Here is a 26,957-nt window from a genome sequence, read left to right as displayed (position 1 = left end):
GAACACACAAAGCTCAGAAACGGGTCAGCTGAAGCTGAATATCAGCTGAAAATTCAATCACTGTGGGGCGGTCGCAACACATAGCCCACACCACGGAGGGTGTGGATGAGCCGGGGCTCGGCCGTGTCGACCTTCCGGCGCAGGTAGGAGACGTAGGACTCGACCACCCCGGCGTCACCGCCGAAGTCGTAGTTCCAGACGTGGTCGAGGATCTGCGCCTTGGAGAGCACCCTGCCGGTGTTGACCATGAAGTAGTGCAGGAGCTTGAACTCGGTCGGCGACAGCCGCACCGGGACGCCGGAGCGCCAGACCTGGTGCGCCTCCTCGTCCAGCTCGAGGTCACCGACCTGCAGGCGGACCGGCAGGTCGAGGTCTCCCCTGGTACGGCGGAGCACGGCCCGGATGCGGGCGAGGACCTCCTCCAGGCTGAACGGCTTGGTCACGTAGTCGTCGGCCAGGCGCAGCCCGGCGACCTTGTCGTCGGTGGCGTCCCTGGCGGTCAGGAAGAGCACGGGCATCTGCCCGCTCATCTCCCGCAGCCGCCCCGCCACGGCGAAGCCGTCCATGTCGGGCAGCATCACGTCCAGCACGACCAGATCGGGGCGGATGCGCTCGGCGAAGTGCACGGCCTCCCGGCCGTCCACGGCGGTCACCACCTCGAACCCGGACAGGCGCAGGCTGGCCGAGAGCAACTCCCTGATATTCGGTTCGTCGTCCACGACCAGCAATCGGGCTTCCACTCTGTCCAGCACATCCCGAGGCTCGCCCACCTCGCTGGAACGCAGCTCAGCCAGGGCTGAACGTTTCCTGAGAACCGTCTCGGCACCGCTCCCGGGAAGCGGTCCGCCGGCGCTCACATCGACCGGCGCGCCGCCCGGGGAACCCGGTCCACCACCGCTTCCAGGAAACGCTGCCAGGAAACGCTGCCAGGAAACGGCCCGCCCTCCGGGCTCGGCCGGTTCACCTGCGCCCGGCGCCCTCGTTGATCGCGGTCGCGGTCACCGAGCCGTCCTCGGCCGCCGCCCCGCGTACGACCACCGCGCCTCCGGGCTCGAGGTCGGTGACCTTGCCCTCCTTCGTGACGCGTACGGACGTCTCGTCCGTGGTGTTCACGGTCACGACCGAGCCGTCCGCCGTCTGGACGTAGACCTTGCCGCCCTCGACCCGCTGCACCGTGCCGACGGTCATGCCGCCCCGGCCGCCACCGCCCCGACCGGCTTCCTCGCCTCTCTGCCCGCCCTGGCGCCCCTGGCCCCCTTGACGGCCCTGGCCGCCCTGCCGGTCGCCGGGACCGCCGGGGCCGCCGAAGTCCGCGCCGCCCTGCCGCGCCCCCGCGGGGACGCCGGAGGAGCCGCCCATCGCCTTCTGCGCCTGGATGCCCACGATCACCCCCGCCACGAGCATCACCCCGGCACCCAGCACGAGGGTGAGCGTCGACAGGCGGCGCGGCGGCCGGGCCGCCAGCTCTCCGTCCAGGTCCCCCCGGAACGGGGAACTCTCCAGCGCTCTCCCCGCCGGGACCGTCTCGTCGGCGTTGCCGCCCATGTGTCTCTCCTTGCCTAAGCCGCCTGAGCCGGGTAAGCCGTACGGGTCACTCGTGACGCAGGGCCTCGATGGGCCGGAGCCTGGCCGCGCGGTTGGCCGGGTAGCCCCCGAAGAACAGTCCGATGCCCACGGAGACGCCGAGGGCCAGCGCGATCGAGGACGGTACGAGCACCGGTGAGATCCCGGCGATCGTGAAGCGGGTGCCGGCGAACGCGATCGCGACCCCCGACAGGCCGCCCACCAGGCTCAGCACCGTCGCCTCCAGCAGGAACTGGCCGAGGATGGCGCTCCTGGGCGCGCCGATGGCCTTCCTGATGCCGATCTCCCTGGTCCGTTCGGTGACGGTGACGAGCATGATGTTGGTGATGCCGATGCCGCCGACCAGCAGGGAGATGGCGGCGACCGCGCCGAGCAGGGCAGTGAAGATCCCGACGGTCGAGCTGACGGTCTCCTGCAGGGTGGCCTGGTTCAGGATCCGGTAGTCCGCGACGCCCGCCGGGGTGATGCCGTGCCGCTGGTCGAGCACCGCGGTCACCTCGGCCTGGGCGGAGTCGGTCGTGTCGGCGCCGGTCGCCTGCACGATGATCGAGCCGAGCGCGCCGAACCCCGTCAGGCTCTGCTGCACGGCGGGCAGCGGCACGACGGCCACGTCATCGGCGTCCTGCATGCCCGCCGAGCCCGACTCCCTGAGCACCCCGATCACCGTGAACGGCACCCCGGAGACGCTGACCGGCCTGCCGACCGGGTCGGCCGTGCCGAACAGCTCCTCGGCCACCGTCCGCCCGATGACCATGACCTTCCTGGCGGCGAGCACGTCGTCGTTGACGAAGTAGGTGCCGCTCTCGACGGGCCTGTTAGTGGCTTCGAAGTAACTGGGGTAGGTGCCCACGAGTTGCGCGATCGTGTGGCTGGCGCCCTCGTGAACGGCGGTGGCCGCGTTCGCGGTCACCACGGGCGACACGCTCCGCACCGAGGGAACCTGCTCGCGGTCGGTCAGCGCCCTGGCGTCCTCCAGGGTGAGCGGCCTGGCCTGGGTACGCGGGCCCTCGTTCCGGCCCCCGGCCGCCCGGCCCCCGCCGCCGAAGCCTCCGCCACCGCCGCCTCCGGCGAAGGACGCCGAGATGGTGAGGGTGTTGGCGCCGAGCCGCTGGATGGACTGCTGGATGCTCTGCGAGGCCCCCTCGCCGAAGGCGACCAGCAGGATCACGGCCGCCACCCCGATGAGGATGCCGAGGGTGGTCAGGAAGCTGCGCAGCTTGTTGGCGGCCAGCCCGCGGAGCGCGAACCTCAGGATCTCGAGCCGGCTCACGCGGTGACCTCCGGCGTGCGGGGCGGGAGACCGTCGACGGGGGCCTGGCGGCGGTCCTCGACGATCCGGCCGTCCACCAGGCGGATGACCCGCTTGGCGTGGGCGGCCACGTCGTCCTCGTGGGTGATGATCACGATCGTCCGGCCCGCGACGCTCAGCCGGTCGAGGATGCCCAGCACGTCCCCGGTGGAGGCGGTGTCGAGGTTGCCGGTCGGCTCGTCGGCGAGCAGGAGGGCGGGCGCGGTGACCAGCGCCCTGGCCACGGCCACCCGCTGCTGCTGGCCGCCGGAGAGCTCGTTCGGCTCGTGGCGGACCCGGTCGGACAGGCCGACCTGCTCCAGGGCCGCCAGGGCGCGGGCCCGCCGGTCGGCGGCGCCGACCCCGCCGTACGCCATGGGCAGCTCGACGTTGGCGAGCGCGCTCATCCGGGGGATGAGGTTGAACGACTGGAAGACGAATCCGATCTTCCGGTTGCGGAGGACGGCGAGCCTGCGCTCGTCCAGCGAGCCGACGTCGGTGCCGTCGATGCGGTAGTCGCCGGAGGTGGGCACGTCCAGGCAGCCCAGGATGTTCATGAGCGTGGACTTGCCGGAGCCCGAGGCTCCCATGACGGCGACGTAGTCACCCCGGTCGACGCTGAGCGACACCCCGCGCAGCGCCCGGACCTCGGCGTCTCCCTTGCCGTACACCTTGGTGATGTCCGTGAGGGACAGGACGGGGACGGTCATCGGCCGTTCCCTCCACCGGCGGGGCGCATGCCTCCGCCTCCACCCCCGCCGTTGCGACCGCCGCCCCCGCCACCGAGGCCGGGGAACCCGCCGCCCTGCCGGGTGGTCTCGATGGTCACCGGGCGGACCACCTGGTCTCCCTCGGCGAGCCCGGACCTGATCTCGGTGAGCGCGTCGCCCTTGATCCCGGTCTCCACCTGGACGGGTACCTGGCGTCCGTCCCGCAGCACGGTCACCGTGCTCCGCCCGCCCGCCGTGGAGATCACCGCGGAGGAGACGGCGAGCACGTCCTCGGCACGCTCGACGACGACCCCGACCGTGGCCGTCTGGCCGAGCCTGACCTGCTCCGGCACCTCGGTGAAGGAGATCGTCACCGGATACTGGACCACGTTGTTGCTGGTGGTGGCGGTCGGCTGGATCCGGGTGACCTTGCCGGAGGCGGTGACCCCGGTGAGCGCGTCGAACCCGATGGAGGCCATCTGGCCGATCTTGAGCTTGGTGACGTCGGTCTCGGTGAAGGTGCCGACGAGTTCGAGCTTGCGGGTGTCGGCGAGGTCGACGAACCCGCCCGAGGCGTTCGCCGCGCCGTCCGAGTTCGCGGAGGCCCCGGAGCCGGCCGAGTTCTTCGCGTTGGTCGCGGCCTTGGCGGCGGTGCCCGAGGAGCCGCCGACCGTGCCGTTGACGGCGGTGACCGTACCGGCGAACGGCGCCTTGATGACGGTGCCGTCCACCGCGCGCTTCGCGGACCGGTAGGTGTTCCTGGCCGTGACGTACTCGGCGTAGGCCGCGGCGGTGGAGGTGTCGTCGTCCGCGGTGTCGAGGGCGGCGGCGGCCGCGTCCAGGCTCTCCTGCGCCGAGTCGTCGTCCAGCCGGGCGAGGATCTGCCCCGCGGTGACCTTGTCACCGGCCTTGACGTAGATCTTCTCGACGGTGCCGTTCGATCCGAAGGAGAGGGACCGGGCTCGGGCGCTGGCCACGGTTCCCGAGGCGGAGACGGAGGCCGAGACCGTGGCACGGGTCACCGGCACGGTCCGCACCGCGGCGTCGGCTGATGTGGCCTCGCCGCCGAGGGAGGAGTAGGCGATCACCACCCCGCCCAGTAACAGGACCCCCAGGGTCCCGTTCACGATCAGCGCTCCGCGCTTGGTCGACAGCTTCACAGCGCCTGACCCTGGCGCATCAGGCTTGGACTCACCCCGACGAAGGCTGAAGATTTCCTGCAGACCTGGTCGTACCGCCCGTGATGCACAGCAAACCTTCAGGGACCTGTGAGCATGCTGTGAATCAGGCGGTCCAGGATGTCCGCCATGAGACCGACCCATCTCCCGAAGAAGCTGCGCGCGGGAGGACTCGCCCTGGCCGCCCTCGTCCTGGTGGGCGCGGGGGCGATCGTCGTGTTCGACGGCGGCTCCGGCCGGGCTCCCCGGGTGGAGCTGGCGTCCGCCAGGCGCGGGACGGTGACCGCCGCGGTGTCGGCCGCGGGCAGCACCGTGGACGACGGCACCCGCGACCTGGCCTTCGGCGGTTCGGGGACGGTCACGAAGGTCTACGTCAAGGCCGGGGACAGGGTCGGCAAGGGGGACGTGCTCGCCAGAATCGGTTCCGCCCCCGCACGCGAGCGCTACGACGCGGCGAGGGCGCGGCTCGCGGCGGCCGAGGAGGCGCTGGACACGGCGGGGAGCACGGCGGGGAGCACGCCGGGGAGCACGGGGACGACCGAGGCCGGGCAGCAGGACGGGGACCGGACGGGTGGCCGAACCGGGGACCGGACAGGGGGCCGGACAGGGCCGGACCGGACAGGAGATCGAACCGGGGACCGGACGGGTCCCGGCAGGCAGGCGGGCTGCGAGCCCACGGCGACACGACCTCCGGGGGCGGACGCCACCCCCACGCCCGCCCCCACCGGGACGGGTGCCCCCACGCAGAGGCCGGGGCCCGCGCGCACGCTCTCGCCACCCTCGCCATCCACACCGGCCGGATCGGCGCGCACGGCACAGGTCGTCCCCGCGGGCGGGATCGTCCCCGCCGGGTACCGCTTCGCGGCGGCCCCCACCCCCACCCCCATCCCGGCGCGGGACTTCGCGTCCGTACCGGCACCGACCGCGACACCGGCGGTCGTGGAGCCGGAGGCCGCGCGGACGGGTGACGGCTCTCCCCAGCCCGCGCCGACGGTCACCGTCACCGTGACGGCCGCTCCGACGGTGACCGTGACGGCCACCGCGACGGTCACCGTGACCGCGAGGCCGCACGGGGGCGAGCCGCCCGCGACCACCGGCCCCGGTCCCACAGGCCCGCCCTCGGGCCCGTCGACCGGCCCCGGCGAGCACCCCGAACCGACGACGGATCCCGCTGCTCCCACCGATCCCATCGGTCCCATCGGTCCCACGGGCACGGCGGTACCGACCGCCACCGCCAGGCCCACCACCACCGGATGTCCTACCCCGAAGCCGAGCGCGAGCACGGGGACGGGAGCGGACAGGGGTGCCTCCCCGAACAGGAACACCCGGCAGGGCCCTCAGCAGGGCCCTCAGCAGAACGGCGGAGCCGGGCGGGGGGCGCTCACCGTTGAGCAGGCCGAGGCTCGCGTGAAGCAGGCCCGGGCGGAGCTGACCGACGCCACGGAGGAACTCGCGGGCGTGCGGATCGTCGCCCCCGCCGACGGCACCGTCATGTCCGTGGCCGGGGCGGTCGGCGACAGCGCGGGCACCGGCACCTTCCTCACCCTCGGGGACCTGGACGAACTCCAGGTGGAGGCGCTGTTCACCGAATCCGACATCGGCAGCCTGAGGCCGGGGCAGCAGGCGGCGATCACCCTGGCCACCCGGCAGGGGGAGAGGTACACGGGCACCGTGACGGGGATCGCCCCCACCGCGACCACCAGCGACCGGCTGGTGAGGTACGGCGTCACGATCGCGTTCGACGAGCCCCCGGCGAACCTCCTGGTGGGCCAGACCGCCTCGGTCACCGTGACCGTCGCCGAGTCCGCCGAAACGCTCTACGTCCCGGCGCAGGCCGTACGGACCAGGGACGGGGTCTCCAGGGTCACCGTGCGGGGAGGCGCCGAGCGGGTCGTGGAGACCGGGGTCCGCGGCGACCGGTACGTCGAGATCACCTCCGGGCTGTCCGAGAACGACCGGGTGGTACTGCCCGGCGGCGCGGCCGGAGGGGAGTTCCCCGACAGCAGCTGGCCGGAGCCCGGCACCGGCGCCCCCTGAACCGGGCGGTGACGGTGACCGGTTGAACCGGCTGGACCGGCTGGACCGGCGGATTCCGGTGGGGTTCGGCCGGGTCCGGGAGGCGTTCACCTCCATCCTCACTGTCAGGCCAGGTCCGAAGACGCGGTTCAGCCGGATTCGGGGGCCTGATCCGTCCGGACCCGAGGGTGCGATCCGTCCGGGTTCGAGGGCTCGATCCGCCCCGACCCGAGGGTGCGATCCGTCCGGATCCGCAGGCGTGGTTCAGTCGGATTCGGGGGCGAGCGGGAGGATCACCCGGAACGTCGAGCCCTTGCCGGGCTCCGACTCCACGGCGACGCGGCCGCCGTGCGCCTCGACCATCGCGGCGACGATGGCCAGGCCGAGACCGCTGCCGCCGTCCTCGGGGGCGCGCCGGCCCCGGGCGGAGTCGGCGCGGTAGAACCGCTCGAAGACGCGCTCGCGCTGCTCGGTGGTGAGGCCGGGCCCGTCGTCGGCGACCTCGATGACGGCCATGCCGTCGTCGCCGGAGAGGGCCACCCGTACGGGGGTGCGCTCGGGGGTGTGGGTGAGCGCGTTGGTCATGAGGTTGCCCACGACCTGGCGGAGCCGTACCTCGTCGCCGGAGACGATGAGCGCGGAGCCGTCCACCGAGAGCGTGACCTCGCGTTCCGAGGCGAGGATGCGGGCGTCGTGGACGGCGTCGGCGGCGATGGCGAGCAGGTCGACCGGTCGCATGACCATCGGCCGCTGCTGGTCGAGCCGGGCCAGCATCAGCAGGTCGTCGACGAGCAGGCCCATCCTGACCGCCTCGGACTCGACCCGGCGCATCAGCGGCGCGGCGTCGATGCCGGGCGCCTGCCGGTAGAACTCGGCGAAACCCCGGATCGAGGTGAGCGGCGTGCGCAGCTCGTGCGAGGCGTCCGCGACGAACCTGCGCATGCGCTCCTCCGAGCTGCGGGCCGAGGACTCCGACTCCGAACGGGCGCGGAAGGCCGTCTCGATCTGGGCGAGCATGCCGTTCAGCGACCGGCCGAGGCGGCCCACCTCGGTGCGCGGGTCGGCGTCGGGGACGCGGCGGCCCAGGTCTCCGGCGGCGATGGCCTCCGCGGTGCGCTCGATCTCCTCCAGCGGGCGCAGGCTCCTACGGATGATCACCACGCCGGCCCCGGCGAGCATCAGCACCAGGCCGCTCCCGCCGAGCAGCTCCACCAGCGCGAGCTGGCCGACGATCTGCCGTACCTCGCCCATGTCCACGGCCACGATGAGGATTCCGCCGGTGTCCAGCGAGGTCACCCGGACCCGCCAGTCGCCGCTCTCGAACGAGCGGCCGCCCTGTCCCGGGGACACCTCCGGCCCCGGCTTGCCCTCCACGTCGATGCCGCTGAGCAGGACGAGGGTCTTGCCGTTCCTGCCGCGGAGTTCCAGCCTGGCGTCGGACGGCATCGACTTGCCGACCAGCGCGACGGACCCCCGGTTGTTCATGCGGCGCAGCGCGGAGTCGGTGGTCAGGTCGATCTGGCCGTCGACGCGGTCGATCAGGTAACCGCGCATGATCGAGACGCTGCCGATGCCGATGAGGGCGAGCGCGATCGTCAGCAGGACCAGGATGACGCCGATCAGCTTCACCCGCAGGGGGGTCGCGTCGAGCATCATGTGCCCGGTGGTAAGCGCAGCACGTATCCCACGCCGCGCAGGGTGTGGATCAATCTCGGATCGACATTGTCGATCTTGCGGCGGAGCACGGAGACATAGGACTCCACGATCCCGACGTCGCCCCTGAAGTCGTAGTCCCACACGTGGTCGAGGATCTGGGTCTTGGACAGCACCCGCCCCGCGTTCGCCATGAAGTAGCGCAGCAGCTTGAACTCCGTCGGCGACAGCGCCACCGCCCTGCCCCCGCGCCACACCTCGTGGCTCTCCTCGTCGAGCTCGAGGTCGGCGAAGGTGAGCCGGGGCGGCCGGGGCGCGAGGTCGCCGGAGCCGGTACGGCGCAGCACGGCCCGGATGCGGGCCACGACCTCCTCCAGGCTGAACGGCTTGGTCACGTAGTCGTCCCCGCCCACGGTCAGCCCGCGGATCTTGTCCTCGGTGGCGTCACGCGCGGTGAGGAAGACCACCGGCGTGTCGCTGCCGCCGCCGCGCAGGCGCCGTACGACGTCGAAGCCGTCCATGTCGGGGAGCATCACGTCGAGCACGATGAGGTCGGGCCGGTGCCGTTGGACGGCGGCGACGGCGTCCGTGCCGTTGCCGGCCGTGTTGACACCGAACCCGGCGAACCTCAGGCTCGCGGCCAGAAGTTCGAGGATGTTGGGCTCGTCCTCGACGATCAGCAGGCGGGCCTCGGGTGAGTCGGTCACTGGTTTATTTTCACCGGCCCACATGAGAAAGCAGTTAACTGGTCAACACTGAGGCTAACCCCACAATATGCCTGGCAATCGCCAAACTTGACGTGGCCGCCGGTGAGGGGGCGTTGCGCACGAGGGCGACGCGGCCGTGCACGTCGATCGCGAAGTCGTCCAGCATGCCGCCCCGCCCGTCCACAGCCTGCGCGCGGACGCCTCCGGCGGTCCTGACCAGGTCGGTTGCGGTCAGGGCCGGGACGTAACGGCGCGCGGCCCGCAGGAAGGATCCTTTACCCATCGAACCGGCCACCTCCCTGATCCCGGTCCGCCAGTGCCTGGCGGCCAGCCGCCGGGTGCCCCGCCAGGCCAAAATCCGGCCCAGGTCGGCGAGGTCGACGTCCCGCCAGGAATAGCCCTCCAGCGCCAGCGCCATGACCGCGTTGGGGCCGACCAGCACCTCGCCGTCGATCCTGCGGGTCAGGTGCACGCCGAGGAACGGGTAGCGGGGGTCGGGAACCGGGTAGATGAGCCCGCGGACCAGGTCCTTCGCCTCCCCGGCCAGCGCGTAGTACTCGCCGCGGAAGGGGACGATCCGTACGTCGCCGGGGATCCCCGCCATCCGCGCGACGGTGTCGGTGCCGAGCCCGGCACAGACGATCACCCGGTCGAACCTCAGCGTCCGCTCCCCCGCCAGGACGCTCACCCCGCCCGCGGTCTCCCTTACGGCGCGCACCGGGTGGGACAGCAGCACCGAGCCGCCGCTCTCCTCCACGTCCAGGGCGAGGCGCCGGGCGACGGCGGGGAAGTCGGCGATCGCGGTGTGCGGGGAGTGCACGGCGCCCACGCCGACGGCGTGCGGCTCGATCTCGCGCAGGGCCAGCGCGTCGAGCTCGGCGATGCCGGGAACCCCGTTCGCGCGGGCCCGCTCGGCGATCCCGCGCAGCTCGGGCCGCTCGGATCCGGTGGAGGCGACAACGAGCTTGCCGACCTCGTCGTACGGGATGCGGTGCTCGGCGCAGTACTGCCTGAGCATCGCCACGCCCTCCCTGCAGAGGGTGGCCTTGAGCGAGCCCGGCCGGTAGTAGATCCCGGCGTGGACGACACCGCTGTTGTGCCCGGTCTGGTGGGCCCCGACGCGGTCCTCCTTGTCGAGGACGGTCACCGTGGCCCCGTGGGTCAGCGCCGTCTCCCTGGCCACGGCCAGCCCGACGATCCCCGCACCGACGATCCCGACCTTCATCGCCGGCTCCTCCCTGCTCGTTCCCCTGCCTCTTACGAGGCTGCCTCACCGGACCGCCTGCCTGCGAGGTCGCTCTCCCGCGAGGTCGCTTTCCTGCGAGACCGCTCTCCCGCGAGGTTTCTTTCCCAGAAGGTGATCATGGGGTGGTCCGAGATGATCGCTTCCGCCAGGGGGAAAGCGTGCCACCGCGTGACGTCATCCCGCCAGTCTCCCGGCCTTGCCGGTGGTGAGATGTCCTTCCTGTGCCAGCCAGCGCAGCGAGTCGGCGATGGTCTCCTGGACCGGCCGCAGGCCCACGCCGAGCGCCTCCAGGGTCGGGGTGTCGTACGTGCGGACCATCGTGACCATCATCTCGACGGCGTCCCTGGTCAGCGGGTAGTCGATCTCCTTGATCAGCTTCATCACGTCGCCCACGGCCGCCGCGCCGCGCAACACCGACCGGTGGATCCTGAACCTCCGGCCGCGGTTGCCCGTCAACTCGTCGCAGACGTCGGCGAGCTGCGCCCAGGTGAGGTAGTGGCCGCCCAGCATGAACCGGCGTGGTCCGCGCCCAGGTTCGAGGCAGCGGGCGAGCACGACGGCCAGGTCCCGTACGTCGACGATGTTGACGCCGCCCGCGGTGATCGGCCAACCCTGTTCCAGGCCGGCACGCAGCCCTTCCACCATCGCGTCCAGCGAGGGCTGGTACGGCCCGGTGACCCCGGCCGGATAGACGATCGTGATCGGCATCCCCTGCTCCTGGAGCCGCCTGGCGTAGCGCTCGGCGGAGATCTTGCTTCTGCCGTAGCCGTTCCTGGGCGTGGAGAGCGGGCTCTCGGTCGTGATCACCGGTCCGGCCGGGGGCACGAAGACGCCGACGCTGGAGACATGCACTATGGGGTCGAGACCGAGTTCCACGGCCTGCCCCAGGACGTTCTTGACCCCGGTCACATTCGTACCGTTTAGGTCATCGGCCCGGCCGATCACCCCGATTTCCGCGGCGGCGTGAATGACGGCGTCGCACTGTTCGAGCCCCTCCCGCACGGCCGCCGCGTCGCGGATATCGGCCCTGTGCAGGGGAATCGCCCCCGTCACCCCGACGGCGGCCAGCACCTCGCGTGTTTTCTCTGGATTGCGTATGAGAAGAAGCGGCTCATGCCCGTCTGCGAGGAGCGCGGCGACCGCATGCGAGCCGACGAAACCTGATGCCCCGGTTATCAGAACGCGCATGCTCGAAAGTTAGCGGCAATCATCACCACAAGAGAAGGGATAACCGGCCTGGTTCTTAACCGTCATTGCCTATGCGGGAAATACGTCCAGGCCGGTCGAGGAATACGTGAATATGTCGGGGCAGTAAAGAGTGATGCGGTCATTCATTTTCGGCATGAGATCGCGCTCGGGACCACGTATGAGATTGCATCTGAGATCGCATCTGAGATCGCCGTCCGCACCTGCTCCCGGAGCGGGCGGCGAACGGCGGGTGTCCGCAGCCGTTACGCACATGTCTCCCGTCCGTCGCCCACCCCGGTGTCACGGAGGGGTATACCTTGATCAGGCCGGATGGCGGCCGAAACCGACCGCGTCACCGGGTGGAGATACGAGGCGATGAGCAGAGAACTCTCCATCGGCGTCGGCCACCACGGGCACGTCGACTGCACCGTGATCACTGTCGTGGGTGACATCGACCGTAATTCCAGCGAGCTGCTCAGAGAGACCATCGAACAACTGGTCTTCGACTACCGCCCGCGGATCGTCATCGACGCCGGAGGCATCACCTTCTGCGACTCCACAGGGCTGCGGATACTTCTCAGCGGCGCGCGGCTGACCGCGGAGGCGGGCGGGTGGCTGCGCCTCGCCGGGGTATCGGATGTCCTCAAACGCCTTCTGCAGGTGACCGGTCTCTTCACCTGGTTTCCCGTCGACCCCGACGTGGCGGCCTCCCTCGATCACGCCGCCCGCCGCGACCTGCAGTCCCCCGGCTGAGCCCCGAGCGGACTCGGGAAGCGGCCCGAGGAAGCCGGCCCTGAGAAGCGGCCCTGGGAAGCGGCCCTGGGAACGGTCAGCGCATCCGGCCGACCGCGCCCCGCAGGCGTCGCACGTCCCGCAGGCGCGCCTCGTAGGTCGCGCCGACGACCAGGAGCAGCACCCCGCCCAGCGCCATCGGCACCCACCGGGGCACCAGCACGACCACCTCGGCGATCCACGGCGCCAGCTCGTGCAGGGCGACGACGGCCAGGGCCAGCCCGCCGAGGACCGCCGGGGCCTGGAGCCGCAACCGGGCACCGGCCAGCAGCACGGCCAGCGAGACCACGCCGAGCAGCAGCGGCCGGAGCCAGCCCGAGCCGGCGAGCAGCGCGAGCATGCTGGGCACCAGGCTGGAGACGAGCCCGGGACCGTAGGCGACCCAGGACGACCTCTCCCCTCCGCGCGCCCGCCACCAGCCGAACGCCAGCAGCACCAGCGAGAACGGGACCGTGTACGCCTCGACCACGCTGATGTCGGAGGCGAGCAGCCGTAGCCATGAGGCCAGCAGCAGGAAGCCCGTTCCGGCGTATCCGGCCCATCGGCGATCGGGCCGCAGCGCCGTACCGGCCATCAGCAAACCCGTCACGGCGCACGCCAGGCTCGCCAGCGGCAGGTCGGCCGAGGCGAGCGGCAGGCCCGCTCCCACGAGGACGTACCCCGCCGCCTCCACGCCCACTGCGAACGTCGCCCTCCTGAACCGGCCCGCCACGGCCGCCGCCGCGCAGGCCACGGCGAGCGGGCCGAACGCCGCGTGCCGTACCGGCCAGTCCAGCGCCAGCCCGGCCGCCAGCGCCTCCCCGCCCGCCAGCAGCGCCGCCAGCCCCGCCGCGACCGGCGCCACCGCCCGTTCCCCGAACGCGACCGCCGTCTTCGCGCCGGTCCTTCCCCTCGCCCTCGCCCGGTCACCCAGCACGACCGCCACGGCGACCGCCGCCACGGAGGGAAGGACGAGCAGGGTCGCGGGCTCGCTCATGAGGGCCCAGGAGATCGCGACGAAGGCGGTCCACAGCGCCGCCACCCCGCCGAAGACCGCGTTCGCGCGGCTCCGCGCCGCCGTCCACGCCGTCGGGACGGTACCGGCGACGAACAGCCCCAGCTCCACCCCGTACGGCAGGGCGACCGACACCGGCAGTGCCACCACCACCGCGGGCCAGGCGAGCAGCGCCGCCCTGGTCGCGCCCCGGCGCCGCGCGACCTGCCAGGAGACCAGCACCGCCGCCGCGGCGACGAGACAAACCACCACCGCGAGCAGCGGATGGCCGCCCGCGGGGCCTGGCACGGCCGTCCACGGCCGTACGAGGGGGCGGTGGAAACCGAGGACCGCGGTGACGGCGGCGTGCGCGGAGACGACCGCGAGCACCGCCAGCACGGCGCTCAGCACCAGCCCGGCGGAGCGCCGGAGGTCGCCGCTCTTCCCCGGCGCGCCCTCGGACGAGGGCCTGGCCGGTGAGCCGCCGCGCGGAGCGAGGAGTGCCGCGAGCACCGCACCGGCGGCCAGGGACAGGGACAGGCCGTCACCCGCTGGAAGCCACCGGGTCCCGGCGGAGACCGCCCACATCAGGCCGGTCGCCGAGAGCACACCGGCGACCAGCGAGACCGCCGCCGCCTCGCGTACCCGGGCCGCGAACGCCGCCGCGCCCCACGCGACGAGCAGGACGCCGAGTGTCGCGTACGTGCCGGACCGCTCGGCGAGCGCGGTGACCGTCGCCACCGCGGACACCGCACCGGCGGCGATCGCGAGGGCCCCCGCCCACCGCGGCCGACCGGCCAGGGCCATACCGGTCACGAGGACGACGGCCAGCGCCGACAGGACCACGAGGTCCACCCCGTGCCCCCAGCCGAAGGCGACGGGGGCGACGGCCGTCGCGAGCGTCCCGGCGGCGAGCGCGGCGAACCCCATGGAGGCCCGCCCCCGGGCGGCCGCCAGTGCCGCGGCGACGGCCAGCAGCCCCGACACGACCGGGAACTGCGGGAACGGCGCGATCAGGCGGGCATCGGCGAAGCCCGGAGATCCCGACCACACATCGCCGATCCGGTTGAACGGGGCGAACAGGGCGAAGATCACATCGTTCGCGAAGGGCAGTGCGGTGAGCACCGCCAGCACCCCGGCGGAGACGGCACCGGCCGAGCGGACCCGCGGCTCGTCCAGACCGGGCGCGTACAGCATGACCGCCACGGTGACCAGGGCCGCCACCGTGTACGGCACGGCCCACCAGGTGAGCGGCAACGGCCAGGCGGGGGCCGCCAGTCCCGCCGTCAGCGTGAGCGCCGAGGCCGCGGTGACGACCAAGAGGCGGTCCGTGTTCCGCACCCTCCGCGCGACCGCGAGCCCGATCACCGCCAGCGTGACCAGCAACAGGGCGTCCCTGAGCGAGGCGATCGCCGGAACCTCGCCGGGGAACGGGCTCGACGTCTTCCTCGGGAGTGATTCCAGGAAGCCGTGGCACACCCCCAGCCCCCACACCACGCCGAAACAGGCCGCGACCGTCGTCAGCGGTCCGCGGCCGCCGGGCGTGCCCGCGGGCGCCGCCGCTCCGATGCCGGGCTCGGGACTCCGGCCCGCCATGTGGAACACCAGGAAGGCGGCGTCGGCGGCTGCCGTCGCGGCGAGCGCGACGGTGATCCACGGCGTCGTCTCGCCGAGAGCGAGCAGCGGGAGCGGGAACTGGGCGAGGACGATCGCGACGGGCAGCGGCAGTCGCAGCGGGAGGAACCGCGAGTAGCCCGCCATGACGAGCGCGACCAGGGCGAACAGCAGGGCGGCGTAATGGAGTACGGCCATGCCGTCGGCCCCGGCCAGCCCCGTCCGCCGGACCGCGTAGCCGTCCAGGAAGAGCAGCGCCGCGCCGAGCATCGCGATGGTCTCGGCGGTGGTGACGAGCCCGCGCCTCACCAGGAGCGTCGGCGCGGCGAAGGTCAGCCCGGTGACGGCGGCCAGGATCGCCGCCCGGCCGCCGAGGCCCATGCTCCCCCAGCTGACCACCGTGAACACCACGGCCGCGACGGCCAGCAGGAGCCCGCCGAGGCCGAGCAGCAGGTTCTGCACCGCCCGGGGCGAGAAGTCCTTCCCCGGCTCCGACATCGCCTTCGCCCGCCCGGCGGGCTCGGGCACCGTCTCCGGCCGCCCGGCGGGTCCGCCATCGGTCAGGGGTTCCCGCTCGCCCCCGGCCCGCTCATCCCCGGCCCGCTCATCCCCGGCCGGCTCCCGTCCGGCCGGCTCCCGTCCAGCTCGTTCCCATCCGGCCGGTTCCTGTTCGGCCGGTTCCTGTTCGGCTCGTTCCTGCCTGAGCAGGCCGAGCAGGCGACCGCGCCGGATGAGAAGCTCCGCCTCGCGGGCGCGGAGCCCCGCGAGGGCACCGTCGAGCCGCCACAGCTCGGCCGCCACCGGTCCCCGCAGAGGCAGCGCGCAGCGCGGGCAGCGCTCGTACGTCCCCGCGATGGGGGCCGAGCACTCAGGGCAGCCCACCGGCGAGGAGGAGCGGGGGCTCGACGCCGGGTTCTCGTCATGCATGGTCCGAAGGATGGTGCAAGCGGCTTGCCGTCCGCTTGCGTCGGATCACTCAACCGGGTCTGAGTACCTCGGCGGCTCTGAGTACCTCAGCGGGTTCTGCGGGCGATCAGGGTGATGACGCCGATGGCGCCCGCGGCGATGGCCAGCCAGAGGAGCACGGCCGAGGTCGGCACCCCCGTGTCCGCGCCGGCGCCGTCCTCGTCGGCCTTCACCCCGGCGACCGGCGTGGGCTCCGGAGCGCCGGTGGCACCGGAGGCCGGGGTGGGAGCCGCCTGGCGCCGGGCGGACGTGGGCTCGGGAGCCGCCAGAACCTTCTCGGGCAGCGGCACCCGGTAGACCGGGCTGCGACTTCCCTCGCTGCCGGTGAGCAGGTACCTGCCGTCGCGCGTGTAGGCGATCGACTCGGCCTGCTGCAACTCCGGCATCGTCACCCGGGCGACCTGCTCCCCCGGCGCGTGGTAGACCGTGGCGGAGAAGTAGGTACGGATCACGAAGCTCGACCCGTCGGGGGCGTAGGCGGCGTCGGTGGCCATGATGGGCGCGGAGCCGACCTTGCGGAGCACGTTGACCCGGTCGGCGCGCAGCCGCTTCGGAGCCTGGTAGACGGCACCGGCGAACTGCTTGGTCACGATGGAGAGGCGGCCGGTCCGGGGGTGCACCATGATGCCCTCGGCGTTGTGCCCGCCGTCCTCGTAGCGGAACCGGTAGCGCACGGCGGGGACGACGGCGTCGCTCAGCGTGGCGGGCTCCGCCACCTTGTACACGGAGATGTCGGGCCAGGCCCCTTCGAGGTTGTCGCCGATGTCGGCGAACCAGAGCACGCCCCGCCCGGTCCGAGGGTCGGTGGAGGCCGCCATGCCCTCCCAGTCGCGGGAGGCCGCCCCCCGCAGGGTGAAGGTGGCGCGGGTCCGCCCGTCGGGGCCGACCGCGAAGAAGACCGGCCCCGCGGAGCTGTCGTTGTGGGTGTAGTAGACGTCCTTGCCGGTCGGTGAGACCGCCAGCCCGCTCGACTCGGTGATCCGGCTGTCCTTGAAGCGGAAGAGGATCCGCTCCCCGCCGTCCGCCCGCCCGGTACCCGCCGGTGCGCCGCGCTCCGCCTCTCGCGCCGCCCCCGCCCGCGTACCGTGTCCCGCGTCCCCCCGGACGTCCTGCCCCCCGCCCGCCCACGCGCCCTGTCCCGCGAGGACCGCGGCCGTGGCCAGACCGGCCACCGCGAACCCGCGAACCAGGACTTCCCCCGCCTTACTCAGCATTCAGCCATCATGCCCCGGCGGTACGCGCGGGCGTCACAGACGTGGCGGGTCCGGCCGACACGGATTTCCCCGCGATTCCGCTCGCCTGGAGTGCGCTCCAGGTACCTAGTGTGAAGGTATGGATTACACGCAGCTTGGCCGTACCGGCCTGAAGGTCAGCCGCCTTTGCCTGGGCACGATGAACTTCGGCCCCTTGACCACGGAGGAAGACTCTTTCGCGATCATGGACCACGCCCACGAGCTGGGGATCAACTTCTTCGACACCGCCAACGTCTACGGCTGGAAGAAGGGCGAGGGCGTCACCGAGCAGATCATCGGCCGCTGGTTCGCCAAGGGGGGCGGGCGCCGCGAGAAGACGGTGATCGCCACGAAGCTCTACGGCTCGATGGGTGACTGGCCCAACGAGGGACAGCTGTCCGCGCTCAACATCCGCCGCGCCGCCGACGCGTCGCTGAAGCGGATGCAGACCGACCACATCGACCTCTACCAGGCGCATCACGTCGACCGGAACACCCCGTTCGACGAGTTCTGGGAGGCGATGGACATCCTCAAGCAGCAGGGCAAGATCCTGTACGTCGGGTCGTCCAACTTCGCGGGCTGGCACATCGCCAAGGCCCAGGAGAGCGCGCGGCGCCGCAACAGCGTCGGCCTGGTCTCCGAGCAGTCCCACTACAACCTGGTCGTCCGCGCACCGGAACTCGAGGTGATCCCGGCGGCCGAGGACTACGGTGTGGGCCTGATCCCGTGGAGCCCGCTCGCGGGCGGCCTGCTCGGCGGCATCCTTCGGAAGATCGACAAGGGGCGTTCGGCCTCGGAGCAGATCACCAAGCAGCTGGACAAGCACCGCGACAAGATCGAGCGTTACGAGGAGTTCTGCGACGAGCTGGGCGAGGACCCGGCGAACGTCGGCCTGGCGTGGCTGCTCCACCAGAAGGTCGTCACCGCGCCGATCATCGGGCCGCGCACGCTCGACCAGCTCGACGGCGTCACCAGGGCGCTGGAGATCGTGCTGGACGAGAAGGCCCTGACCCGCCTGGACGAGATCTTCCCCGGCTTCAAGACGGCGCCCGAGCACTACGCCTGGTGAACGGTGTCGCCGGGCGGCTGGAAGACGGCCGCCCGGCGGCTAGGACACGAGGGCGCCGATCACCACGAGGAGCACGAGCAGTGCGAGCACCGTGGGCAGCAGCCAGCGACGGGGACGATCCACGTCCTGGAGCCTAGCTCTGTCCACGGGGTGCCCGGGCCGTCAGAGGCCATTCCTCGACCGTCTCGTAGCGAGCCCCGCCCCCGCCGGTGGTCCCGCCCCCGAAGTCGCTCCGGATCAGGTCCACCGTTCCCGCCTCCCAGGCGGCGCCGGAGAACGCCCCGAACGCCTCGACCAGAGCGCTCACGTCCGTGTCGGCGCGGCACCGGGCCAGGCTCAGGTGCGGCGTGAACCGCCGGCGGTCCGTCTGCCCGGCTCCGGCCTCCAGCGCCCCGGCCCCCACCTGGTCGGCCAGGCGGGCGAGGCCGGGGCGGTCGCCCCCCAGACCGGTCAGGAAGACCCGCGCCCGACCCGCCGAGGGAAACGCCCCGGCACCGGTGAGGGACAGCGTCAGCGGCGGGTGGCGCGTGGCGGCGTCGGCGAGGCGCGCCCGCAGCTCGGGCAGCACCCGGTCGGGCACCTCCCCGAGGAACGACAGCGTCACATGCCAGCTCGCCGGTTCCAGCCAGCGGAGCCCCGGCCAGCGCGGCCGGTGGGCTTCGAGGGCGAGGATGAGCTCATCGCGCACCGGTGGTGGCGGCAGCAACCCCACGAACAGCCGCATGCGACCTCCTGCTGATCATCTTTGTCAGCATTATGGCCACACCGGAGCCGATCAGCGTGAGCGTACCGCCCACCATGACCCCCGCGCGCGGGCCGCCCAGATCCGAGATCCAGCCGAGCAGCAGCGCGCCGAAGGGGGCTCCCCCGGTGAACACGAGCACGTAGATGCCCATCACCCGGCCGCGCATCTCCGGCGAGGTGGCGAGCTGCACGCTGGCGTTGGCCGCGGTGTTCACCGAGATCAACGCGATGCCGGCGGGCACGAGGGAGACCAGGTAGAGGGGGTACCACGGCGCCAGGCCGCTGACGATCTGGAACAGTCCGAACGCCACCGCGCCGCCGACCAGCAGCCGCCTGCTGGGCCGTACCCGCCGCGCCGCCATGAGCGCGCCCGCCAGCGCGCCGACCGCGAACATGCTGGAGGCCAGCCCGAACGAGGCCGCGCCCGCCCCGAAGACCTGGCGCGCCATGAGCGCGATCGACATCGAGAACGACTGCGTGAACAGCGAGACGAAGGCGATCAGCAGTATCGGCATGAGCAGCTCGGGCCGCACCATCACGTAGCGCAGGCCCTCGCGGAGCTGCCCCTTGGCCCTCGGCACCGGTTCCGGAGTGGTCAGCTCGGAGGTGCGCATGAGCATCAGGCCGCCGAGCACGCCCGCGAAGGAGAGCGCGTTGATCAGGAAGATCGGGCCGGTGCCGCCGAGCGCGTAGATCAGGACACCCGCGACGGCCGGGCCGACCACGCGGGCCAGGTTGAAGCTCGACGCGTTCAGCGCGATCGCGTTGGACAGGTCCTTGCGGCCGACCATCTCCACGACGAACGACTGCCGGGTCGGCACCTCGACACAGGCGATGAGGCCGAGCAGGAACGCCATCACGAACACCTGCCAGACCTGGGCCGAGCCGGTCACGACGAGCACGCCCATGGTGAGCGCCAGCAGGCCCATGAGCGACTGGGCGACGATCAGCAGTCGCCGCTTGGGATAGCGGTCGGCGAGCATGCCGCCCCAGAGGCCGAAGAGCAGCAACGGCAGGAACTGCAGCATGACGGTCACGCCCAGCGCGAAGGCGCTGCCGTTCGTCAGGTCGAGCACCAGCAGGTCCTGCGCGGTGCGCTGCATCCACGAGCCGACGTTGGAGACCACGCCTCCGGCCGCGAACAGCCGGTAGTTGTAGACGCGCAGGGACCGGAACATCCCGCTCCGCGTCTCGGGCACGGGCTGGGCCGTCCCGCTCTCCGTGGCCTGGAACTCGTTCGCGGTGGCTGTGGCTCTCGCGGCCCTCGCGGCCCGCCGCCGCCGGACCCTCGCCCTCAGCCCGGTCTTCCGGCCGGGCTCGCGGCCCGGGTTCTCCCGCGACTTCGTCCCCGGTTCTCCGCCTGGCGCGGCGGATGCCCCGGCGCCGCGCGGGGCCGCCGGGGCCTCGGGTTCCTCGGGGTCGGCTAGATCCGGCTGAGCTTCTCCAGTATCGGAGCCGCCTGCCGGAGCGTGGCCCTCTCCTCGGGTGTCAGCTCCTTCAGCCGCTGCGTCAGCCACGCCTCCTTGAGGCGACGCTCCTCCCTCAGCAGGGTTGAGCCCTGCTCGGTCACGCCCACGGTCACCTGGCGCCGATCGGTCGGGTGCGGTGTACGTGACACCAGCTCCCGCTCGGCCAGCACGGCGATCACGCGGGTCATCGAGGGCGGCTGGACCTTCTCCAGCTCGGCCAATTCGCCGGGGGTTATCCCGGAATGCCGTTCTACGGCGGCGAGCGTCGCGAGCTGGGTGGGCGTCAGCGAGTGCACCGCGGCCTGCCTGCGCAGGCGTCTGTTCAGCCGTGCCAGCGACACGCGCAGAGCCGAAGCCAGACCGGCGTCGCTGCGCAGGTTCGCGACGTGGTCCTTCCTGGGGTTGTTCATTAGCGTAGGTCATTACCTTTGCTAACTATATACGTGTGCACGTGATTCCCTCCAGCGGGTTTCCTTCTCGGCGCGGGCCGTACAGCGTGCCAGACGGATGGGGGATCGCCAACCCCGCCCCGAGCGCCTCCCCCGGAAACCCAGGGGTTCGCCGCGCGCGGGTGCCCGCCGGAAGCACCGGCGGGTCTGGCCGTACTCCCCCTTGCGAAAGCCGAGGTCCCTCGACGGGCCGAGGTCCCTCGACGGGAAGGCCCTCAACGGGGCGCCTCGTACACCAGGATCGCCATTTTATCTCTTCGTGCTCCCGCGCTCCGGCGGGGGACCGGCCGCCCCGCGCTCCCGGTGACCGGGGCGACCGAGGTGACCGGGACGACCGGGGCGACCGGCCGGACGGGATTCCGCCCGCCGGAGCGGTCGGCCGACGCGCGGGCCCCGGATCTCATCGGATTCTCAGACAGGGATGACGGGGGTCTCATCTGGTCGCCCGACCATCGGTTCGGTAGGTGCTTCACATCGGACTAGGAGTCGTATGAACCGCACCAAGCGCATGATCATCGTCGTCGGCGCCGGCACCGCTCTGGTCGGCGGGCTGGCCGTCCCCGTGGCGGCCTGGGCGACCAGCCCCACCCCCACGCCGTCGCTCTCCTCCCCGGCGACCCCCGGTACCGGCCACGACGGCGCCGAGCACGGCCCGCGCGGTGGCCACGGTGGCCACGGCGGCCCTGGCGGCCACGACGTCCGCGGCGACCACGGGGAACTGGCCGCCAAGCTCGCCGAGGCCCTCGGTGTCGACGAGGCCAAGGTCACCGCGGCCCTGGAGGAGCTCCGCGAGGAAGGCGGACCGGGCCGCCCGCCCAAGGACGCCGAGCGGGCCGCCCCACCGAAGGAGGCCGGGCGGGCCGCCGTACGGGACAAGGCCGAGGCTCTGGCCGCCAAGCTCGGTCTCACGGCGGACAAGGTCACCGCCGCGCTGGAGACGCTCCACCGGCAACGCGGCGCCGAGGCCGAGGCGGCCATTGCCGAGCGGCTGAAGGCGGCCGTCACCGCCGGCACGCTCACCCAGGCCGAATCCGACGCCGTCCTCAAGGCGTACCGCGCGGGATTGCTCCCCGTCGGCCCCGCGGGGTTGCTCCCCGGTGGCCCCAGAGGGCGTTAGCAGCACGACGGGCACACGGGTCCGGCCGGAGAACCTTGAGCGGGGCGGCACGTGGGCCGTGGCCCCAGAGGGCGCTGAGCACGACGGCGCGGGCAATGGCGCGGGCAGGGGGCGTTGAGCAGACGGCGCACGGGAAGGGGCCGTCGAGCGGGACGGCATTCGGGAAGGCCGCGAGGTCGCCGTCCGGCCGGACCGCCAGATAACGCCGTCCGGCCGGACCGCCAGATAACGCCGTCCGGCCGGACCGCCTGATAACGACCGCCGTCCATGGGATCTTCTTCTCATGAGGCGATCGCTGGTGTCGGCATTGCTGGCGCTCTCCGTGACGGCGTGCGGCGCGTCCGGCACGGCCGACCAGGCCGGAACATCCAGTCCGGCAGGCGCATCCGGCCCGGCCGGCGCATCCGGACGCCCGCCCACGGCGACGGAGCCGTCCGGCGTGAAACCGTCGCCGTGGATACCCGGGGTGAACCATCCGACACCCGCCCCGACCATGGGCGTCTGGAGGGAGACCACACTGCCCGGAGCGGGTGCCACGATGGACGGGGTGGTCGCGCTCTCCCCCGATGACGCCTGGGCGGTGGGCAACGTCGGCGAGGGTGACCCGGTCGCGCACCTCGTGCACTGGAACGGCCGTACCTGGCGCCCTGTCACCCCTCCCGAGGGGCTGTTCCCCGTGAAGGCGGTGTCCGCCTCGTCCGGAGACAACGTCTGGGTCTTCGGCGCCGCGGGCGCGTGGCGCCGGACCGGTGGCGGGTGGGCGAACATGGGCGGGCTGCGCGGTTCCCGCCGGCACCTGCTGGAAGCGGCCGTCGTCGCCGGGCCGCGCGACGTGTGGATCTCCGGGACGACCAAGGGCACCGACGCCACGAACCCCGAGTCCCGGCGCCCCTTCCTCAGACGATGGTCGGGGACCGGCTGGTCGGACTTCTCCCTGCCACCCGGTGTCGGGATCCACGCGTTCGGCGCCGTGGGACCACGCGACGTGTGGGCGCTGGGGCGAGAGCCGGACGGCGGCGGGGTCGTCATGCGCTGGGACGGTGACCGCTGGAACACCGTGCCGATGCCGCTGCCATTGGTGGAGAGGAAGGCCGAGCTGGAGGACATCGCGGTGGTCTCCGCGGACGAGGCGTGGGCGATCGGCCGCGACAGGGCGGCGGCGGTCGTTGTCCGCTGGGACGGACGGCGGTGGAACGTGGTCGACGGGCCGGCGAGGTTCGTCCACTTCTCCGCTGTGGCCCCCGACGGGCACGACGGAGCCTGGGTCGCCGCCCACTACTGGGACTACACGGACGACCGGATCCTGCTCCACTACGACGGCGAGAGCTGGACGTACGAAAAAAACCCCGGCACCCAGAAGGCCCCCGCCGTCTTCGACCTCGCGCTGGTTCCGGGCAGCAACCAGGTGATCGGGGTCGGCGGCGAGCCCGCGGCCGACGAGAACAGCACGGCCTGGATCTGGACGAGGCACTGAGAGCCACCCGCCGGCCGGGAAAGCCCCCGGCGCGGCGACCACCCGGCCGGAGGACGCGGGGGCCTGTCCCGGCGAACGATGATCGATTTCACCGTCAGATCAGGTGGCAGGTCGATCGCGAAGTAGATCACGAACACCTCCACGCCCCTCCACATCAGCGGGTGAACCTCACATGCCCCATCCTTAACGGCCTTGACCAGCACGAAGGCAGAGAGACGAGCATCGACCCGATGGCCGTCAAGTACGGGAAGACACTCCCCAGCAAGTACTGGAAGACACTCCCAAGAAAGATCGTTTCAACGATCCACGCATGACCGCTTCCTAAACTGTAGGCTTCAAAGCCTACAGTTTAGGAGACCTTAGTGCTCAAGCCGTCCCGTCTGCTTGCCCGCGACTCCGAGTGGTCCATGCTCACCGAGTTCGTCACGCATCCCGACCCCCATCTGCGGCTGGGGGTCCTGTCAGGACGGCGGCGGGTCGGCAAGAGCTATCTCCTCCGCACACTGGCCGACGCGATGGACGGCCTCTATGTCTCCGCCGTCGCCGAAGAGGGCACGGTGACCGCGCGGCGGCGATTCGCCGACGACCTCGCGCGGTATACGGGAGTGAGCTCCGGCCTCTTCCGCGACGACGCCGGCTGGGAGTCTCTCCTCGACTCGGCGATCAGCCTGACCATGCGACGACGCGGCGCCTCCGGACTGCTGGTCATCGATGAGTTGCCCTACTGGATGACGCACTCTCCGGAGCTTCCCGGCCTGCTCCAACTGCTCTACGACCGTTCACAGACCGGTCACGGCCACGAGGGCGGACGAGTGATCGTCTGCGGATCGGCCATGTCCGTGATGAACGACCTCCTCTCCGGTACGAAGGCACTGCGCGGGCGGGCGGCCGTCGACATGCGTCTCCAGCCGTTCGATCTGGCTACCACCGCCCGGCACTGGGGCGTCGACGATCCGGCGACGGCCCTGCGACTGCACGCCACGCTCGGCGGATCTCCCGGATACCGCAACCTGACCTCGTCACCTTCGCCTCAGACCCCGCAGGAGTTCGACACCTGGATCCCGGCGACGGTTCTCAATCCCGGCCAGGCGCTCTTCTCCCGCAGCGAGGCCGAGTACCTGCTGCGGGAGGACCCGCGGTTCACCGGGAGCTCACTCCATTACGCGATCATCAACGCGGTCGCCACCGGCGCCACCAGCCCAACAAAGATCGGCGGACTGGTCGAACGTGATCGCACGTCCCTGACCCGTCCGCTTGAGATGCTGACGAGTTCGGGATACCTCGACTACTCGACCGACCCGCTCTGGGAGCGCCGTCCGGTGATCACCGTCGCGGATCCCATCATCCGCTTCCACAACCTGATCACCGTTCCGAAACGGGACCTGATCGAGACGGGCGGTTCCGCCCAGGCATGGCGCGAATCCCAGCCCACCTTCATCTCTCGCATCCTGGGCCCTCATTTCGAGGAATGCTCACGCGAATGGCTCCGCCGTCACACCGACCCCTCCCTCCGCGCGGGAACGAGCACGATCGCCTCGACAGTGATCAACGATCAAGGCGGCCGGGCCAAACACGAGATCGACGTCATCGCCCTGGACCGGAGGTCCGGCCGCGCCACGGTGGGACTCATCGGGGAGGCGGAGGCCACTCTTGTAAGGCGAGGCCCCGTAGACCTGGAACGGCTCGACCGACTGAAGGAGATCCTCCGAAGCCAGGGGCATGACGTCACCTCCACCCGGCTGGCGATCTTCTCCTTGGAGGGCTTCCACCCCGACCTCGTGACGATCGCACGCCGCCGTGGTGACGTCCTCCTCGTGGACCTGCCAACCCTCTTCGGAAAAACGGAACCCACCGTCCTGCCGGCATGAGCTGGAACCAGGAAATCACGGGCCTCGGGCCACAGACGGAATTCCTGACGCGACCGCCACTCAGCGACCACGATCCGCCCGCTGCGGTTCCGCTCTTCGACACGGTGGACGAGAACGCGAGAAGGCCGTCATGGTCATCACTTTCCTGGACCGCCATGACGACTTTCGGGTTGCTGCTCAGCCCAGGTTGAGCAGAATCTTGGCCGGCCCCAGCGCGATGTGGACGACGAACAGCCCCGCGACCGTCCACCTCAGCGGATGAACCTCACGGGCCCTGCCCTTGACAGCTTTGATCAGCACGAAGGTGACGAATCCCTCGCCGATACCGGTCGCTATCGATGTGTCCGAGAGCATCTTCGGAACCATCATCGGCCTTGATCCGTCTGACACCAGGTGAAGCCTCAGCGTGGCATGAGACGGTTCGTCCTGGCGCTGGCACTGCTTGCCGGTGCGGGAACCGCCTGCACGTCACACCAACCCCCCGAACGGCCCGAACCGCTTCCCACGGTGCCGGCGCTCGCCCCCATCGAGGACGTGTGGCCGGAAGCGCTCCTCACCGTGCCCCACAAGCTCAAGGACGGCCGCACCGTACGGCCTGTCGCGATGTTGAGCGCCGACGAGATCCTCGTAATGGCCGGAGAACGTCGTACGGCGTTCCTGAGCCTCGACGTCCGCACAGGACGCCAGCGTGTCCTGGCCACAACACCGAAGTGGGCGTCCTGCGACGAGTGCTTCGACATCCACCTCTCGCCCATGACCATCAACGCCACGCACATAATCTTGCTGATCAATCGCTACAGACCAGGCTCGCAGTACGGGGGGAAACCCCGCGTGGAGCTTTGGAGCATTCCTCGATCAGGCGGTCCGATGAAGATGACGGCCCGGCTGCCGACCACCGGGCAGGGCCATGTTAACAACTTCGAGATCATCGATGATCTTGTGATCTGGCGGGATTTCAAGGGTATCTGGAGTGCTTCCCTCGCCGGAGACGAGATCAGGCAGATCTTTCCCGATCGCGATCTCAATGTCACTTCCTGGCCCTGGGCGTACGACAGGCGACAACGGACCGTCGTCAATCTGGTCACTCGCCAGGAGAGGAAGGCGCAGCGCGGAGACGACGTCGAGTTTCTGAACTGCGGGCCCGTATGGTGCGTGGGACAGGTCACGCCCCGGCCCCATGAGGCGGGAAAGGCCACCATCCAGCGGGTGGACGGCTCCGGACGTACGACCGTTCCCGGGGAACCTTTGACCCTCGTGCCGACGATTCGAGATAGGTTCGTCTTCCTCTGGCCTCCGACCGTCCCCGGTGACGGCAGGTGGGGCGGCAGTCAACTCGGGACCTCGGCCCAGTTGTACGACCGGTGCAGCCGGAGGGCCGCGCTGCTCGGCTTCCCCGACCGGACCAAGGCTCCGGAGGACTGGAACGAGATCAGATTGGGCGCGACGGTGACGGACCGGCCGATCGTGTTCTGGAAGAGCGGAGGCGGGCGCTACACGGTCGTGGATCTCTCCCGCATCACCGATCCCCCCTGCAAGGACTGAGGCCCACCGGGGAATGGTTCATCCACTGACCCGATCCCCCGTCGGAGGCCGTCATGGCGATCGGTTCCACCATCACCA

22 protein-coding genes are annotated in these 26,957 nt (G+C 71.4%); 7 read left to right on the top strand and 15 right to left on the bottom strand.

Features of this window, described 5'->3' with window-relative positions:
- Positions 1 to 53 precede the first annotated feature (53 nt).
- From AB0F88_RS38975 to AB0F88_RS38955, 5 genes are all read right to left on the bottom strand, one after another.
- On the bottom strand, positions 54 to 749 hold the full coding sequence (locus AB0F88_RS38975) for a response regulator transcription factor (protein ID WP_362696376.1): 696 nt from the start codon (positions 747 to 749) through the stop codon (positions 54 to 56).
- A 211-nt stretch (positions 750 to 960) separates the two neighbouring features.
- On the bottom strand, positions 961 to 1,545 hold the full coding sequence (locus tag AB0F88_RS38970; RefSeq protein ID WP_362696143.1) for a hypothetical protein: 585 nt from the start codon (positions 1,543 to 1,545) through the stop codon (positions 961 to 963).
- Between the two features lie 46 nt (positions 1,546 to 1,591).
- Complete coding sequence (locus tag AB0F88_RS38965; protein ID WP_362696141.1) at positions 1,592 to 2,854, bottom strand: ABC transporter permease; 1,263 nt, start codon at positions 2,852 to 2,854, stop codon at positions 1,592 to 1,594.
- Positions 2,851 to 3,582: an ABC transporter ATP-binding protein gene (locus AB0F88_RS38960; RefSeq protein WP_362696139.1), complete on the bottom strand. Its 732-nt coding sequence runs from the start codon at positions 3,580 to 3,582 to the stop codon at positions 2,851 to 2,853. Before AB0F88_RS38960 ends, AB0F88_RS38965 begins: the two co-directional genes overlap by 4 nt.
- Positions 3,579 to 4,742: a biotin/lipoyl-binding protein gene (locus AB0F88_RS38955; protein WP_362696137.1), complete on the bottom strand. Its 1,164-nt coding sequence runs from the start codon at positions 4,740 to 4,742 to the stop codon at positions 3,579 to 3,581. The genes AB0F88_RS38960 and AB0F88_RS38955 overlap by 4 nt, the downstream gene beginning before the upstream one ends.
- Positions 4,743 to 4,889: 147 nt before the next feature.
- On the opposite strand from AB0F88_RS38955, the gene AB0F88_RS38950 reads away from it, so the two are divergent.
- Positions 4,890 to 6,797 (top strand): efflux RND transporter periplasmic adaptor subunit, encoded by a 1,908-nt coding sequence (locus AB0F88_RS38950; RefSeq protein WP_362696135.1) that lies wholly within the window; start codon positions 4,890 to 4,892, stop codon positions 6,795 to 6,797.
- 243 nt (positions 6,798 to 7,040) lie between these two features.
- Here AB0F88_RS38950 and AB0F88_RS38945 read toward each other — a convergent pair whose 3' ends face one another.
- From AB0F88_RS38945 to AB0F88_RS38930, 4 genes are all read right to left on the bottom strand, one after another.
- Positions 7,041 to 8,432 (bottom strand): HAMP domain-containing sensor histidine kinase, encoded by a 1,392-nt coding sequence (locus AB0F88_RS38945; RefSeq protein WP_362696133.1) that lies wholly within the window; start codon positions 8,430 to 8,432, stop codon positions 7,041 to 7,043.
- Positions 8,429 to 9,136, bottom strand: a complete 708-nt coding sequence (locus AB0F88_RS38940; RefSeq protein ID WP_362696131.1) for a response regulator transcription factor — start codon at positions 9,134 to 9,136, stop codon at positions 8,429 to 8,431. Before AB0F88_RS38940 ends, AB0F88_RS38945 begins: the two co-directional genes overlap by 4 nt.
- Positions 9,137 to 9,170: 34 nt before the next feature.
- The gene (gene lhgO / locus AB0F88_RS38935; protein ID WP_362696129.1) at positions 9,171 to 10,361 is read right to left on the bottom strand and encodes an L-2-hydroxyglutarate oxidase; all 1,191 of its coding nucleotides are present in this window, start codon (positions 10,359 to 10,361) and stop codon (positions 9,171 to 9,173) included.
- A 195-nt stretch (positions 10,362 to 10,556) separates the two neighbouring features.
- Positions 10,557 to 11,570 (bottom strand): NAD-dependent epimerase/dehydratase family protein, encoded by a 1,014-nt coding sequence (locus tag AB0F88_RS38930; protein ID WP_362696127.1) that lies wholly within the window; start codon positions 11,568 to 11,570, stop codon positions 10,557 to 10,559.
- A 375-nt stretch (positions 11,571 to 11,945) separates the two neighbouring features.
- Here AB0F88_RS38930 and AB0F88_RS38925 point away from each other — a divergent pair, with 375 nt between their 5' ends.
- Entirely contained in the window at positions 11,946 to 12,323 is a 378-nt protein-coding gene (locus tag AB0F88_RS38925; RefSeq protein ID WP_362696125.1) for an STAS domain-containing protein, read from the top strand.
- Between the two features lie 76 nt (positions 12,324 to 12,399).
- Here the strand turns inward: AB0F88_RS38925 and AB0F88_RS38920 are convergent, their stop codons facing one another.
- Together AB0F88_RS38920 and AB0F88_RS38915 are read right to left on the bottom strand one after the other, a co-directional pair.
- On the bottom strand, positions 12,400 to 15,876 hold the full coding sequence (locus AB0F88_RS38920) for a hypothetical protein (RefSeq protein WP_362696123.1): 3,477 nt from the start codon (positions 15,874 to 15,876) through the stop codon (positions 12,400 to 12,402).
- 86 nt (positions 15,877 to 15,962) lie between these two features.
- Positions 15,963 to 17,129 (bottom strand): hypothetical protein, encoded by a 1,167-nt coding sequence (locus AB0F88_RS38915; RefSeq protein WP_362696121.1) that lies wholly within the window; start codon positions 17,127 to 17,129, stop codon positions 15,963 to 15,965.
- 118 nt (positions 17,130 to 17,247) lie between these two features.
- Between AB0F88_RS38915 and AB0F88_RS38910 the strand changes: the two genes are divergently transcribed.
- Positions 17,248 to 18,216 (top strand): aldo/keto reductase, encoded by a 969-nt coding sequence (locus AB0F88_RS38910; RefSeq protein ID WP_362696119.1) that lies wholly within the window; start codon positions 17,248 to 17,250, stop codon positions 18,214 to 18,216.
- Positions 18,217 to 18,349: 133 nt separating this feature from the next.
- Here AB0F88_RS38910 and thpR read toward each other — a convergent pair whose 3' ends face one another.
- From thpR to AB0F88_RS38895, 3 genes are all read right to left on the bottom strand, one after another.
- Positions 18,350 to 18,940, bottom strand: a complete 591-nt coding sequence (gene thpR, locus AB0F88_RS38905; protein WP_362696117.1) for an RNA 2',3'-cyclic phosphodiesterase — start codon at positions 18,938 to 18,940, stop codon at positions 18,350 to 18,352.
- On the bottom strand, positions 18,894 to 20,159 hold the full coding sequence (locus tag AB0F88_RS38900; RefSeq protein ID WP_362696115.1) for an MFS transporter: 1,266 nt from the start codon (positions 20,157 to 20,159) through the stop codon (positions 18,894 to 18,896). The genes thpR and AB0F88_RS38900 overlap by 47 nt, the downstream gene beginning before the upstream one ends.
- Positions 20,160 to 20,383: 224 nt before the next feature.
- Positions 20,384 to 20,839, bottom strand: coding sequence for a MarR family transcriptional regulator (locus tag AB0F88_RS38895; protein WP_362696113.1), 456 nt, complete (start codon positions 20,837 to 20,839; stop codon positions 20,384 to 20,386).
- 529 nt (positions 20,840 to 21,368) lie between these two features.
- Between AB0F88_RS38895 and AB0F88_RS38890 the strand changes: the two genes are divergently transcribed.
- The 3 genes from AB0F88_RS38890 to AB0F88_RS38880 all read left to right on the top strand — a co-directional run bounded on the left by AB0F88_RS38890 (position 21,369) and on the right by AB0F88_RS38880 (position 25,337).
- Positions 21,369 to 21,995, top strand: a complete 627-nt coding sequence (locus tag AB0F88_RS38890; protein WP_362696111.1) for a hypothetical protein — start codon at positions 21,369 to 21,371, stop codon at positions 21,993 to 21,995.
- Between the two features lie 466 nt (positions 21,996 to 22,461).
- Entirely contained in the window at positions 22,462 to 23,469 is a 1,008-nt protein-coding gene (locus AB0F88_RS38885; protein WP_362696109.1) for a hypothetical protein, read from the top strand.
- A gap of 362 nt (positions 23,470 to 23,831) precedes the next feature.
- Positions 23,832 to 25,337: an ATP-binding protein gene (locus tag AB0F88_RS38880; RefSeq protein WP_362696107.1), complete on the top strand. Its 1,506-nt coding sequence runs from the start codon at positions 23,832 to 23,834 to the stop codon at positions 25,335 to 25,337.
- 177 nt (positions 25,338 to 25,514) lie between these two features.
- Here the strand turns inward: AB0F88_RS38880 and AB0F88_RS38875 are convergent, their stop codons facing one another.
- A complete protein-coding gene (locus AB0F88_RS38875) occupies positions 25,515 to 25,691 on the bottom strand; it encodes a hypothetical protein (protein WP_362696105.1) in 177 nt (58 codons plus the stop codon).
- 153 nt (positions 25,692 to 25,844) lie between these two features.
- Here AB0F88_RS38875 and AB0F88_RS38870 point away from each other — a divergent pair, with 153 nt between their 5' ends.
- Positions 25,845 to 26,879 (top strand): hypothetical protein, encoded by a 1,035-nt coding sequence (locus tag AB0F88_RS38870; protein WP_362696103.1) that lies wholly within the window; start codon positions 25,845 to 25,847, stop codon positions 26,877 to 26,879.
- Positions 26,880 to 26,957: the final 78 nt, after the last annotated feature.

It is taken from the genome of Streptosporangium sp. NPDC023963, from assembly GCF_040639135.1.
GTDB lineage: Bacteria > Actinomycetota > Actinomycetes > Streptosporangiales > Streptosporangiaceae > Streptosporangium.
This window is presented reverse-complemented; position numbering and strand designations above follow the sequence as displayed.